Raw genomic sequence first — 13,310 nt, forward strand, 5'->3', positions numbered from 1 at the left:
GCCCTTCGAGGTGGCCGTCTTCGAGGACGATCTGAGCGACCCCGGCGAGGACGCTCGCGTTCGCCTGGTCCACGCCTCGCCCGACGCACCCGCCGTCGACGTGACGGTCGGCGACGGCGAGACCGTTCTGGTCGAGAACGCCGCCTTCGGCGACGCCGCGGCCGTCGAGGTCGCCCCCGACGCCTACGAGTTCGAGGTCCGACCCGCGAGCGAGGACACCGACGGCGACGCCGTCGCGACGTTCCCCGTCGAACCGGCGGCCGGGAACGTCTACTCGGCCTTTGCGGTCGGCTACCTCGAACCCGACGCGGCCCCCGCTGACGAAGCGTTCGACCTCGAGGTCGTCGCGGACCTCGAGGCTGACGAAGACGACGAAATGGACGACCGTGGCGACGAGACGGACGCGAACGGTCATCACGACGGTGAGCACCACGACGACGATGACGACGGCTACTGAGCAGTCACGGTCGCCGACTCGCTTGGCGCCGCTCGAAGCCGCCTAATTCGCTTTTTTGTCGCCGGATGCGTCCCGAACAGTCGCCGGTGGACGAACCGACGCGGTCGATCGAGGAACGACCGCTCGTCCCACGGCGGCGGGACGATCGAGAGCGCCGCCGCCGATCTGTGGCTCCGCAGGTCGGTCGCGGGCCGGCGCTCGAGCGTGTCGTCGAGCGATTCGAGGGCGCTCGCGAGCCCTGCGGGATCGCCGGTGATCGAGACGGCGCCGTCGTCGGCGACGTACTCGCGGGAGCGACCGACGAGGTGGAGCCACCAGCGACAGACCCCGCGCAGCGTGAACGCCACCAGTTGAATGTAGCCGTTCGTGTGCGTGGTCCCCAATCGCTCGGCCTCGACAACCGGTACCGACATCGCCGACATGACGGCCGCGTCGCGGTTGGCCACGTGGGCCAGTTCGTGTGCCAGCACGGCCTCGAGTTCGCGGTCGTCGAGATCCTCGAGGAGGCCGCGGGAGACGACGATCGTCGACGCCGCGGGCCGGTAGCCGACCGTGAGCGCGAGCGGCGTGCGCTCGATGGCGAGTTCGACCGTCGGCGAGGGGACGTCGGCTTGCTGGGCCAGCCGTCGGACGCGTCGTCGGAGGTCGACGAGTTCGGGGTGGGACGCCGCGTCGTCGGTCCGGTACAGCGAGTCGTCGAGCGTCCGCAACACGGCGGCGTCGTCGGACAACTCCCTCGAGACGCTTTCGCGGAACTGCCTCGCGACGGTGTAGAGACCGACGAACACCGGGAGGAACCCGTAGTACGCCACGTCGCCGAATCGATCGCCGAGCCAGAGGCTGGCGCCGAAGACGGCGACGACGGCCGCGATTCCGAGGATGGAGCCGAAGACGCCGAATCGGGTTCGGATCGCCTCGAAGGTCGCTCTCATCTCGTCGACGACTGCGGTGCGAGTCGGACGTCGTCGCTGGCGATCGTCAGCGTTCTCCTCACCGGAACGAGTGGCGTTCGAGCGGGCCCGGTCGGCGTGATACAGATACCAGAGTAGACAGACGTACGCGAGAAAGCCGACGAAGAACGCGAGCATCGGGGCCGAAGAGAACGCGAGGGAGCTCAGGTAGACGGCGACGACGTGGGGGACGGCTGCGACGGCCGCGACGAGCAGGAACTCGACGGCCATCACGGCGAGAAGCGAGAGGACGAGGACGACACTCGCGACGGCCATCCGCGTCCAGAGCGCAAATCGGGTTCGGCGTCGCATCGGTCTCACATCGCGTTCGGACACGGCTGCTGTCGGGCCACCATCAACCCATAGTACCGTATCACTGTACCGAACGGTAACGAATCCGTTCGTATCTATCTTTTCGTTTCAGCGAGGTGAAGGAACCGCCGTCCGCCGTTCGATCAGGCTCGATTCGTCGCGAGCCGTTCGATCGCGCCGCTGACGACGTCGACGCCGTGGCGAATGCTCGCCTCGTCGACGTCGAACGTCGCGCTGTGGTGGCCGCCGGGGTGGTCGGTGCCGATGCCGACGTAACACGCCGTCCCGCCGTTTTCCTGGACGGTCTGCATCAGGTAGGTCGCGTCCTCGCTGCCGCCGAGTTCGTCGCGCTCGAGGACAGTCGTCACGCCCTCGGTCCCGCTCGCCACGTCGGCGACGATATCGACGAGGTCCTGATCGCTGGTCGCGCTCGGGGCCTCGGCGCCGATATCGATCGAGACCTCGCACTCGTGCATTTCGGCGGCGCTGCGGACGACGTGGCGCGCCTTGCGGTCCATGTACTCCATCAGTTCGGTGGTCTCGCCGCGGACTTCGGCGACGATGCGGGCCGATTCGGGGACGATGTTGGCCGCGCTCCCGCCCTCGACGACGCCCGCGTTGACCCGGGTCTTGCCGTCGTTGTGGCGCGGAATCCCGTAGCAGTTCTGGACGGCCGTCGCCATCGCCTGCACGGCGTTACGGCCCTGCTCGGGGTGGCCGCCCGCGTGGGACGACTCGCCGCTGAACTCGATCTCGAGGTGGCGCACGGCGAGGAAGCCGTCGATGCCGGCGACGACCTCGCCGGTCGGATGGTCGAGGCCGACGTGAAGCGCCAGCAGGCGGTCGACGTCCGTGAGGTGGGCGCTCTCGGCCATCGACTTGCCGCCGCCGACGACCTCCTCGGCGGGCTGGAAGAACACTTTGAGCGTGCCCGAGAAGTCGTCGCTGTCGGCGATTCGCTCGAGGACGCCGACGCCGATCGCGGCGTGGGCGTCGTGGCCGCAGGCGTGCATCGCGCCCTCGTGTTCCGAGCGGAACCCCTCGGCGGCCGGGACGTGTGCCGAATCGTCGCTCTCCTCGCGCGGCAGGCCGTCGATGTCGACGCGCAGGCCGACCGTCGGCCCCTCGCCGCGCTCGAGCACGGCGACGGCGCCCGTGTAACCGCCCTCGAGGCGCTCGAGGATCGCCTCGTCGGCGCCCGCGTCCCGGGCGCGCTCGAGCCAGTGGGTGAGTTCGGCGTCGTCGGGGACCGCGAGTCGGTGGTCGCCGGCGATGGCCTCGGGGCCGACGTACAGTTCGTCGAGGTCGCCGTCCAGTCGGGACTCGAGTTCGTCGACGAGTCGGGCGGTGGTATAGAACTCGCGCCAGGCGGGCTCCGGTCGGCGGTGAAGATCGCGACGCAGCGAGACGAGATCGTCCGTGCTCATACCGGTATCTCGTCGGGAGGGGTGAAAAGCGCTGTTCCCGTCTCTCAGGGGGTGCGCCGATCGAGTGAGAGGTCGCAACTCGAAACGTCCGACCGACCGGACGGCCGAAACGGACCGCTTTCAATCGGGTCCGGAGCACCCGTCAACGGGTCGCGATTGCACGGTACGTCGGGACCGGAGCCCGTCAAAGAGAGCCGTCAGTTGCCGCGGCCGACGCCGTGGATCTGTTCGACTTTGGCCTCGATGTGGACCGAGTCGGGGAAGTTCTGTTCGGCGATGTTGCGCGCGAGATTGTCGTGACCGTGGATTTCGAGTTCGCGGGTGAAGACGGTGTACTCCCACGAGGAAAACTGCCGCTCGTCGTCGGCGTGGAGCCGACAGTGCTGTGGAACGGTGTGTTTCTCGGGGGGGTGGGAGTGTGGGCCCTTCAGGGCGGCGCCCTTGCGCTCGGCGGTCGATTTGATGTCCTCGACGATTCCATCGAGTGCGGCTCGATCGCCGCTCTGGAGCGTGAGCCGGGTTACGAAGGTCATAGCTACTCCATTCGTCATCGGCCGGTGCGTAAAAGCTTGCTGAGATGGCCACACCATCGCGCTCGCGCTGGCTTGCCCTCCTGCTGGGCGAACGATTCCAAAACCGGTCCGATCGCCGGTGAACGACGAGGTTTTCGCCGCGACGCCTCGCAAACCGACACGGGTCGCCAGTGTACGCTGGACGAACAGTCCGATATTCTCTTAACGTCGCGCCTATTAGCCCTGTTAATGGCAGTCGAAGCTACGAGCGCAGGCGCGATCCTCTTCCGCGATACGCGGGGCCGGCGCGAGTATCTTCTACTCAAGAGCCGCCCAGGCGACTGGGAGTTTCCCAAGGGCGGTGTCGAAGGAGATGAAGAGCTACAGCAGACGGCGATCCGCGAAGTAAAGGAAGAGGCAGGTATCGACCAGTTCCGGCTCCTCGACGGCTTTCGCGAGGACTACGACTACGTGTTCGAGGCGAACGGCAAGACGATCCACAAGACCGTTCACCTCTTTATCGCGAAGTCCTTCGAGGCCAGCGCGGAACTTTCGAACGAACACCGCGACCTCCAGTGGCGCGACTACGAACAGGCCGTAAACACCGTCACGCAGGACGGCCCTCGAGAGATCTTAGAACAGGCCGACGAGTTCCTGGACGAACGAGTGGACGAGGAAGAAGAAGAGGAGTAGCCATCCCGTCGTCGACTCGATGACAGCCGGCCAGCGACTGGTCAACTGTTCTCGACGGTGGAAGTAGTACCGCCGCTTCGACGCCGAATCGACGGCGCCGACCGAGAGCGCGTCGCTTTTCCTCGATCGACCCCAACGCGAGTCGTGGACCGGTATCAGAGCGAGTTCGCCTTCGAACTCCGGACCTGTCGCTGGGTCGAGCGACACTGGCCGCCCGACGTCGACGAGTCCGCCGGAGGCGACCGCGCGATCGTCGTCGCCCGCCAGCTCGGCACGAAACGTAGACGCTGGGATACGATCGTCCTCGAGTGCGACGCCGACGCCCTCCGCGAGCGGGCGCGCTTCGGGGCGAAACGCCTCGACGGCGACCTCCGACACGTCGTCCGCAACGCCCCCGCGGAGTGGACCTACTACCGCGACTGTCTCCCCCACCCCGGCTACTCGTGGCGCTACGTTCGCGAGGCGATCCACGAGGCGGACGATCGCGGCGTTCTCGACGTCCGCAAGTCGGGCAACCGCATCGAGATCCGTCGCAAGTGGCCCTATCCCGAGCAGTGGGTCGATCGCGTCGTCGCGATCGAGAACAAGCCCGACCTCGACGCCAGTGCCGCTCGCGCCCTCGGGACGCAACTCGAGTACGACGTCGCGCTCGGACTGGCCGACGAGGTCTGGGTCGCGACCCGGAAGACCGGCGACCGCGTCGAGCCCGCGCTGTTCGAGGATCTCCCCGTCGAAGCCGGAATCCTCGCACTCGAGCCCGAGACGCTCGCCGGCGAGGTCGCGTGGTATCCGCGGTCGCTGGCCGTCGACGAACCGGGAACCCGAATCACGGAGCGACCGACGGGCGGTCGGCGAGACGACTCGGCGGCCCGCTTCGAGTACGTCGATCCCGAGAACAAACGCGAGACGCGGCTGGGGATCGCCGAGCGCGCCTACGAGCGCGGCTGGCGCTCGTTCGTCGAGACGATGCGCCCCGACTGCCGACACTTCGAGTTACGCGCTCGAGCCGGGACGCAACTCGAGCCCTACTGCGCCGAAAAGGAGCGGTGTCCGACGGCTGCGGAGTGTTCCGGGAACTGTGCCGAGTACGAACCCGAGCCGCCGGCCTGGCGGACCCGGGCCTGGCCGATCGAAGGCGGGCCCGGAAAACGGATTCAACAGTTACTCGCGGATCGCAGACGCCGTCGGAGGCCCGGACTGTAGCGACGGCTGGAGGCCGAGAGCGGCCGTGCGGAGCGCAGAACGCCGACGAGCGTCACGCGGATCAGACTGTGTCTCAATCGGCGACCGCAACCTCGAGGTCGTCGCGCTCGACGGCCAGCCGGAACGTGGGGACGGTGCGGTACTCGACCTCGACGACGTCCTTGCGGCGCAGGCTCTGGAGGCCCGAGCGGACGTCCTCGGCGTCGGGATCGACGTCGTACTCCTCGCGGAGTTTGTGCAGGACCGAGACGACGCTTTCCGACTCCTCGTCGGGGCCGGCCAGCACGGCGACGGTCTGTGCCTGAAGTTCCGGGACCCGAATCTTCGAGGGGGCGCCCTCGGCGTCGGGGTCGCTCTCGACGCCGGGTTCGACGTCGACCAGGTCGTTCGCCTCGGCCGTCGCGCGAATCAGACTGTTGTCGTCTCGAAAGTAGTAGTCGCCCAGTTCGTTCTCTAGGTACTGGTGGACCTCGCTGCCGCTTTCCATCCCCCATCGGTCCTGGAGTTCCGAGTTCTTCGTCGGCTGTAGCTCCACTACGTCCGCCAGGCGGTCCGTGGCCTCCTCCGAGAGCGTCATCGTCGCAACCTATGCGGATCCGGTACTTTTGCGTTGCGTCCCCGTGCGCCGTCGCTGCGCCGGAACCGATTTGGTTCGGTTCGCGTCGTTTCGACTCCGCTCGAGTCGAGGCCGTCGCGACTCGTCCGGTCAGTCGTCGCCGAGCACCGGCACCGGCTGTGTCCCCTCGAGCGTCTCCTCGATCTGCGTGTAGACGAGGACCGTCCCGAGGGCGGCGAGGACGGTGCCGAAGACGAACGGCGTCGCGAAGCCGTAGCCGACGAGCGCGCCGGAAAGGAGCGGACCGACGGCGATGCCGAAGCCGAAGGCCATCGTGAGCACGGAGAGCTTCGAACCGGATTCACCCTCGCCGGCGAGGTCACCCGCGAGCGCGAGCGATGGGGCGAACACCATCGCGCCGGCGATGCCCTGTGCGAGGCGGGCGGCGAGCATGAGTTCCGAGGTCGTAACGAACCCCTGGACGAGCGTCGTCGGGATCAACAGGAACATGCCGACGACGATGAACGGCCGTCGACCGTAACGGTCGCAGGCGCGGCCGACCGGCGTCTGTAACAGGACCTGCGCGAGGATGAAGGCCGCATACTGCACGCCAAACCAGGTCGATCCCTGCGAGAGGCGGTCGTTGACCTGGGGCTGGATCGTCGCGAACAGCGCGATCGCCGCGGCCAGAAACAGCGTGGCGACGCCGAGCGTGAAGACGGGATCGAGCAGGTTCGGACCGCGACGATCGAAGACCGGGATCGAGAGGTCGGCGGCCGCGTTGGCGACCGTCGCGTCCGGATCGGAGACGAGGACCGTCACCAGCGCGTAACTGGTCAACGCCGCCGCGGTGGCGACGTAGAACACCGCGTCGAAGCCGCTGATCGTCGGTCCGCCGGGCAGCGAGTAGGGGCCGAGATTGACGACGGCGCCGGCCGCGACCGGGCCGGCACCGAATCCGACCAGCCGAAACGTGTTGTAAACGCCCATGTTGCCGCCTCGATCCTGGCTCGTCGCGAGTTCGTTGACCAGCGCGATCGAGGTGGGGACGATGAAGGCCACGCTAAGCCCCTGCAGGCTTCGGATCGCGACCAGCGAGAGATACGAGTCCGCGAAGACGTACGTCAGATTCGTCGCCGCGAGGCCGGCGAGCCCGATCAGAATGATTGACATCCTCCCGCGCCTGAAGACGCGGGAATCCCGACTTCGGTTGGGATATTTATGGTCTACGAGCCTACGTGTTCTTGCGGTGCAAAGCATCCGCTCTCGGAATCGAACAGGTAGGTCGATGGCTGTGCCAACCAGCCGTTACTCCTATCACCGCCATCCGTAGCGAGACTCGGAGTTACTTTCTGCCGAATGTTCTCCGCCCCATTCACGTCCGCGTTGGCTACCATCCCACACTCGTCGCACACGTACAACCCACGCTTGACGCGATTCGCCTTGCGCTTTCGCCCACAGCACGAACACGATTTAGACGTGTTACGCTCTGAGACGCGTTCAACCGAGATTCCCTCAGCGTTGGCCTTGTACGCTAACATCCGGGTAAACCGGTCGAACGCCCACGAGTGCAAGTCCAAGTTGCCGTGTATACCCCAGTCCTTCACGTCGCCATCTTCGTCCTCGCGAATTCCACCGAGGTCTCCAATAGCAATCGTTCCAACGTCCTCTTCGACACACCGTTCGACGATGTGCTTCGAGAGTACGTGGAAGTAGTGGGTACGACGATTGGACTTCTTCGCATTCAACCGCGTGGCTCGGTCCGAAGCGGAATCATCACAGCGGGCGATATGCTTGCTGTGGTAGTAGTCGTCCTGCTTCAGACAGTTCAACGGGTACAACTCCGCGTGACCGCCCTCGTACGCGAGTGCGGCGAAGTTGGTGACGCCGAGGTCTACCCCAACGGTATTCTCGCCGGGCGTTTCGGGAATCTCGACTTCGACTTTGCAGACGAGGTGGAGTTCCCATTTGCTGCTGGACGCGTTCCAGACGGCGCGGACTTGCTGGACGCTCTTCACGTCTTCCAAATCCACGTCCGGTCGCGCCTCGATGTCGCAGAGGATGAAGTCGGACCAGCATTCCTTGAGGTTCTTGCCTTTCGAGAGGCGAACCCTGCCGAATTTGGTATCGACTTTGAATCCTTTCTGCTTGAATGTGACCGTTGAGCGCGGGTGGTCGTCGGTGTGTTTGCGGTAGCTGGGCGGATTTGCTTTCGAGTCCCCGTTTCGGCGCTTGCCTTTCCATGAGTCGAACGCTTCAGCGAGTTCTTCGAGAACACGCTGACTCGATTGAGAATGTAAGTCGGCGTAACGTTCGTGGGTTTTCAGGTAGGATTTTAGGTCGCCTTCGTCGGGGATGAGGCCGGTTTCGCTCCATACGCGGTCACAGGTCCAGCGACCGACGTTCCAGAGTTTACTGGCGGCGAATCCGAGCGCATCGAGGTCTGGTTGAATCTCTCGCTGGTTCCGAATGGAAGCAACGAGTGTTCTGTCCATGACCTCTATCGCCATACATAACCTATGTTGACAAGATTATATAATACCTCCCATTTTTGCGAGCGCGTTGAATATCCAGCCGGGCTGTTCTCGGTGGCTCGCATCATCCCGTGACGGCGCGTATCCACGCCGTAAACGACGTGGTATTGCGCCTGCTCCGCATATAACTTTCGCCGCCCCAGCCGATCCGAGAACCGGCCGGTCAGCGGCTGAACGCTGCTGTTGACGAACCCGAACAGCGAGAGGATGATCCCGATGATCATCGCCTCGCTCAGCCCGAACGTCGCGCCGCTGACGACGTCGCTGGCGACGTACAGCGGGATGACGATGATCAGAAACGAGTTGCCGATCCCGTCGGCCATCCGCGCACACGCCAGCGCGAGCACCCGTCGGTCGACGGCGAACTGGTCCGCGATCCGACGCCCGGGGATCCGCATCGCACGTACGTGTGTCGTCTCGAGGGATTATCGTTTCGACGCGAAAAAGCGGACTCGAGACGCGGGCGCGAGCGAACCGGCCCGTCTCAGTTGATCGTCGTGTGTTCGGACTCCTCGTTGAGCGCGAGGTTCGCGGCGATTTCGGCGTTTCGCATCGCGTACTGGGCGGTCTGCTGGAGGCTGACGAGCACTTCGCGGACGCGAAGCAGGTCCTCGTTGTCCATCTCGGGCAGTTCGTTGAGGATCTCCTGCTCGTAGTCCGAGATGTCGTGGAACAGCTGCTGGACCTCGGTCCACCTGTCGTAGTCGCGCTCGACGGCGGCCTCGACGGCTTCGGACATGATCTCGTCGACCAGGTCGTTCAGTTCCCGGATGTCGCGCATCACGGAGCTGTCGACGTTCAGGCTGTGGCCTTCCGTCTCGATGACGATGTCGGCGATGTCCTCGGCGTTGTCGGCGGTGAGCTCGAGGTTTTTCGCGATCGAGCGGTAGCCGATCAGCGGGAAGCCGCTGTTCAGGCCGACCGCACGCGCGAGGTTCGGATTCTGATAGGCCGTAAAGATCAGGCGCAACAGGAGGACGAAGATCTTGTTGGCCTGTCGCTCCCGGTTCAGAGCGCGCTGGGCGAGGTCGGGGTTTCCGTGAGCCAGCGCCTTGATCGCCTCGCCGCGCATCGTCTGGCCGGTCCGTTCGAGTCGCTCGAGCAGGTTGTCGAGCGTGAAGTCCTCGGGGTCGACCGAGCAGCGAATGGAGATGCTCTCGGGGGTCTCCTCGATGACGCCGAGACCCATGAGCTGGGTTTCGGCCTGGTAGACCGCGTTGATGTGGTCCGACTCCAGCGCGCCGTCTTCGGTGTCGATTCGGATGACGCGCCGACCGAGGACGTACTGAGCGACGATCGCGCGTTCGACGGCGTCGGCGTCGAGATCGTCTGCGTGGATGATCGCTTCCGTCTCCTCCGAGCTGGCGGACTCGGGCATGACGGTCAAGGTTCCCTTGCCGCTGGTTCGCAGAGACACTTCGTCCCCCTTCTCGACGTCGTGTTCCGACGCCCACTCGGCGGGGAGGGTCATGGCGAGGGTCGATGGACCCAATCGCTGCACTTTCCGCGTTTCCATATTCCCCCTATGGAACGACATCGCCTTAATCTTGACTATATGTGCCTTATATCTCCGACGGATGGTTATATCGTTGTGTGGCCAGCGCAAAACTGCCCGTTTCCTTAAACAACGATGTGGTGCAGGGGTTCCTGCCCGTCAGTTCCGGTGAGACCGCAGAGCGGTGCGATTCGTTCGGTCACCCGCCACGCCAGCCAGTCTCACACGACGTTTACCAGTCGCGTCGTAAACCGCCCCGTCCGGACGCGCATCCAGCCGCGCAACGATTCGTCGACGCCCTCGTCGTCGGTATCGACGCGCAACGCGTCGATTTCCTCGAGTTTCGACTCCGAGGCGACAACCACGACGTCGTCGGCGCGTCGAATAACGGCGGGCGAAATCTGGTGGTTGCCGCGGCCGAAAATGAATCCCTGACCGCCGATCGGCGACACGACGATCGTCGCCGGCTCCTCGAGAACCGCCAGAATTTCGTCTTCGGACGCGTCGCGGGCGAGCATCGTTCCGTCGCGCCAGACGTCGACGCCGAGGGGGGAAGGGTCGATTTCCAGTTCCGACTCGATCGCGCCGACGGTGCCGCCCGGACCGAAAATGTAGGTTCTGTCGGCGTCGATTTCGCGGGCGAATCCGGCGGCGAGCGAGCCGACGCTGCCGCTCGAGACCTGCTTGCTCGACTGGACGTCCGGGGCGACGGGGACCGGGACGACGGCTTTCAGTTCGGTTCGGACCTCGCCCTCGCGGTAGGCCTGCTCGTCGATGTCGTTTACCTCGCGGTCGGCGACGCGATCGAACTCGGCGGCGATTCGACCCGCGTCCGCGGGGGTGACGGCGAACGCGGAGGAGTAGATCTTGACGCCCGCGGGAACGCCGAGCATCGGCGTCGGCTCGACGCCGGCCTCGGTTTTCTCCGCGAGTACTTCCGCGACGTCGACGGCCGTTCCGTCGCCGCCGACGAAGAGCACGAGATCGACGCCGTGATCGACGAACGCGCGGACGGCCGCGCGGGTATCGGCCGCGTCGGTCCCGGCGGTGGTCGGATCGAGCGACCGGGCCGCGTTCGTCGTGTCGCCTCCGGCCGCGCTCGCGTTCGTGTTCGTGTTCGAGTTCGCATCCGCTTCCGACGGCTCGTAGACGACGATCGGTTCGTAGCCGGCGTCGCGGGCCGCTCGTTCGCCCATCACGGCCGCGGCAGTGTAGACGGTCAGTTCGGGTGCGCGTCGGTGGAGCGACCGCAGTGCCTCCCGCGCCCGATCCGGCGCTCGCGGCTCGGCGCCGCGTCGGCGGGCCTCTTCGAGTTTGCCGTCGGTTCCCTTCAAGCCGACGCGACCACCCATCCCCGCGATCGGGTTGACGACGACGCCGAGCGAGTCCATGTCGGCTGTACGGAGAGCCGATGCAAAAGACGTGTGGTGTGCGCGACGAACGCGGACGGCGGGCGAGAAAGCACGAGTTCGCTCTCGGCGCCTCGAGTATCCGACGCCGATATCGGGTCGGAGCCGACGGTCGCCGACCGCGCCAGCCGCCGCTACTGACTTTCTGAAATATTAAGAGGGATCGGAACAGACCGCCGACCATGGAAACACTCCCGCAGGTCACGCAGGTCGTTCTCGAGGAAGAACCAGCGCTCCCGATGGAACTCGCCGGCTGGGGCGTGCTCGTCTTGAGCCTCCTTGTGACGGTCGTCTGGCTCGCCTACCTCTACCGATAGAGGTCACTCACTCCGGTTGGTCGACGCGCTCGCGGAGCCACGCGGCCGCCGCTTCGACGGTCGCCTCGTCCGTCCCCCCTACGACCAGCCGTACCGACCCGCCCGGATAGCTCCCGACCGTGACGTCGAAGCGCTCGCGAACGTCGGCGATCCGATCCAGCAGCGCGCTCTCGGGCTCGTTGGCGACGACCTCCACACGGTAGGTCTGTGCGCCCGTAAACGCCGACTCGATCGATTCGAACATCGTCCGCATCTCCGTCGGCACACCCGGGAGGACGTAGATCCCCTCGACTGCCGCACCCGGTGCGACGCCCTTCTCGTTGTGTAGCGCTCGCGAACCCGCCGGGAGGTCGGCCGTCCCCTCGGTCAGATCGGCCCGCGAGTAGCCCGACTCCTCGAGCCAGGCGAGCGCCTCCTCGTGTTCGACGAGGTCGCGTCCGAGCGCGGCGGCGACGCCCTCCATGGTGACGTCGTCGTGTGTCGGGCCGAGGCCGCCGGTGACGATGACCGCGTCGTACTCGGCGCGGTACTCGTTGACGACGCGGGCGATGTCCCCGATCCGATCCGGGACCGTCGTGACGCGTTCGACCGAGACGCCGCGCTCGACGAGCCGTTCGCAGAGCCAGGTGGCGTTCGTGTTCGTCGTCCGTCCGGCGAGCAGTTCGTCTCCGACCGTAACGACTGCGACGTTCATACCGGCCGTTGGAACCGCAGCGTATTGTATCGTGGCCAGCGAGACGGAGCGGCGTCGTCGGCGCGTCGATTGATACGGGTGGCTGTCCCGATGTGCCGGCGCAACCGCCGCCCGGGTCGCGGTTGCGCCGGAACTGACGGGCAGTAAACCGTGTGCCGATAGCGGCCGCTGAACGTCGACGGCCCCGGTCGTTCTCGACGACCGCGAGCCGCCCGGCACGAATCGACTTGCGAGTATCAGGCGAATTTAAGTGATGGAACCGACTATATCGGGATAATGGCAATCCTCCAAAAGCTGAAATCGCTTCTCGGGTTCGGCGAGTCCGACCCGGAGCGAGGACGCAGTCGAGAGGTCGGCGTAACGGTCGAACGGGAAGGATCGCAGGAGGACGACGCCGATACCGAATCGACCGAAACGGATCGACCGGCGCCGGCGAGTGCATCGGCCGGGGAGCGCGAGGACGCGGCCGAGAGCGAACCCGAACCTGAACCCGAGACCGAGACCGAGACCGAGACCGAGACCGTCTCCGACGACGCGGCGGCCGCCGGCGCGCAAGCGTCGGCGTCGACCGACTCGATGACCGAGCCGACCGACGAGCCCCACGAGGCGGCCGAGCCGGCCGAAGCCGCCGGCCCCTCGAGCGAGGACGCGGTTCCGGAGTCGGAGAAAATACCCGAGGACACCGAGGGCGAGACACCCGACGAAGACGAACCGGCAATCGAGGAGGCCGAACCCTGTCTCTTATACACAT

12 protein-coding genes and 3 pseudogenes are annotated in these 13,310 nt (G+C 65.8%); 5 read left to right on the plus strand and 10 right to left on the minus strand.

Annotated elements, in window-relative coordinates; genetic code table 11:
• The coding region (locus C493_RS02400) for a DUF4397 domain-containing protein (RefSeq protein WP_007257798.1) at positions 1-457 on the plus strand (457 nt) is incomplete at its 5' end.
• On the opposite strand, the gene C493_RS02405 is transcribed toward C493_RS02400, so the two are convergent.
• The 3 genes from C493_RS02405 to C493_RS02415 form a co-directional block, all read right to left on the minus strand.
• On the minus strand, positions 451-1,719 hold the full coding sequence (locus C493_RS02405) for a M48 family metallopeptidase (protein WP_007257799.1): 1,269 nt from the start codon (positions 1,717-1,719) through the stop codon (positions 451-453). The genes C493_RS02400 and C493_RS02405 overlap by 7 nt on opposite strands.
• A gap of 143 nt (positions 1,720-1,862) precedes the next feature.
• Positions 1,863-3,146 carry an amidohydrolase gene (locus C493_RS02410; protein ID WP_007257800.1) on the minus strand — a complete coding sequence of 428 codons (1,284 nt, stop codon included), beginning with the start codon at positions 3,144-3,146 and terminating at the stop codon, positions 1,863-1,865.
• A gap of 197 nt (positions 3,147-3,343) precedes the next feature.
• Positions 3,344-3,679, minus strand: a complete 336-nt coding sequence (locus tag C493_RS02415; RefSeq protein ID WP_007257801.1) for an uS10/mL48 family ribosomal protein — start codon at positions 3,677-3,679, stop codon at positions 3,344-3,346.
• Positions 3,680-3,907: 228 nt separating this feature from the next.
• Here C493_RS02415 and C493_RS02420 point away from each other — a divergent pair, with 228 nt between their 5' ends.
• Positions 3,908-4,351: a bis(5'-nucleosyl)-tetraphosphatase gene (locus tag C493_RS02420; protein ID WP_007257802.1), complete on the plus strand. Its 444-nt coding sequence runs from the start codon at positions 3,908-3,910 to the stop codon at positions 4,349-4,351.
• Between the two features lie 144 nt (positions 4,352-4,495).
• The gene (locus C493_RS02425) at positions 4,496-5,554 is read left to right on the plus strand and encodes a DUF5787 family protein (RefSeq protein WP_007257803.1); all 1,059 of its coding nucleotides are present in this window, start codon (positions 4,496-4,498) and stop codon (positions 5,552-5,554) included.
• Between the two features lie 73 nt (positions 5,555-5,627).
• On the opposite strand, the gene C493_RS02430 is transcribed toward C493_RS02425, so the two are convergent.
• The 6 genes and pseudogenes from C493_RS02430 to C493_RS02455 form a co-directional block, all read right to left on the minus strand.
• On the minus strand, positions 5,628-6,131 hold the full coding sequence (locus C493_RS02430) for a DUF5797 family protein (RefSeq protein ID WP_007257804.1): 504 nt from the start codon (positions 6,129-6,131) through the stop codon (positions 5,628-5,630).
• Positions 6,132-6,260: 129 nt separating this feature from the next.
• A pseudogene (locus tag C493_RS02435) lies at positions 6,261-7,286 on the minus strand (MFS transporter); the annotation flags it as partial.
• Positions 7,287-7,336: 50 nt separating this feature from the next.
• Positions 7,337-8,620 carry an RNA-guided endonuclease InsQ/TnpB family protein gene (locus C493_RS02440; RefSeq protein WP_007257806.1) on the minus strand — a complete coding sequence of 428 codons (1,284 nt, stop codon included), beginning with the start codon at positions 8,618-8,620 and terminating at the stop codon, positions 7,337-7,339.
• 146 nt (positions 8,621-8,766) lie between these two features.
• Positions 8,767-9,042, minus strand: a pseudogene (locus C493_RS21985) (MFS transporter); the annotation flags it as partial.
• 86 nt (positions 9,043-9,128) lie between these two features.
• Positions 9,129-10,160 carry a phosphate uptake regulator PhoU gene (locus C493_RS02450; RefSeq protein WP_007257808.1) on the minus strand — a complete coding sequence of 344 codons (1,032 nt, stop codon included), beginning with the start codon at positions 10,158-10,160 and terminating at the stop codon, positions 9,129-9,131.
• Between the two features lie 200 nt (positions 10,161-10,360).
• The gene (locus tag C493_RS02455; protein WP_007257809.1) at positions 10,361-11,530 is read right to left on the minus strand and encodes an ATP-NAD kinase family protein; all 1,170 of its coding nucleotides are present in this window, start codon (positions 11,528-11,530) and stop codon (positions 10,361-10,363) included.
• A 200-nt stretch (positions 11,531-11,730) separates the two neighbouring features.
• Here C493_RS02455 and C493_RS24010 point away from each other — a divergent pair, with 200 nt between their 5' ends.
• Positions 11,731-11,865, plus strand: a complete 135-nt coding sequence (locus tag C493_RS24010; protein ID WP_007257810.1) for a hypothetical protein — start codon at positions 11,731-11,733, stop codon at positions 11,863-11,865.
• Between the two features lie 7 nt (positions 11,866-11,872).
• On the opposite strand, the gene C493_RS02460 is transcribed toward C493_RS24010, so the two are convergent.
• Complete coding sequence (locus C493_RS02460) at positions 11,873-12,559, minus strand: competence/damage-inducible protein A (RefSeq protein WP_007257811.1); 687 nt, start codon at positions 12,557-12,559, stop codon at positions 11,873-11,875.
• A 276-nt stretch (positions 12,560-12,835) separates the two neighbouring features.
• Between C493_RS02460 and C493_RS23580 the strand changes: the two are divergent.
• Positions 12,836-13,310: pseudogene (locus tag C493_RS23580) on the plus strand (hypothetical protein); the annotation flags it as partial.

Origin of the sequence: Natronolimnohabitans innermongolicus JCM 12255 (assembly GCF_000337215.1) — an archaeon.
GTDB classification, from domain to species: domain Archaea; phylum Halobacteriota; class Halobacteria; order Halobacteriales; family Natrialbaceae; genus Natronolimnohabitans; species Natronolimnohabitans innermongolicus.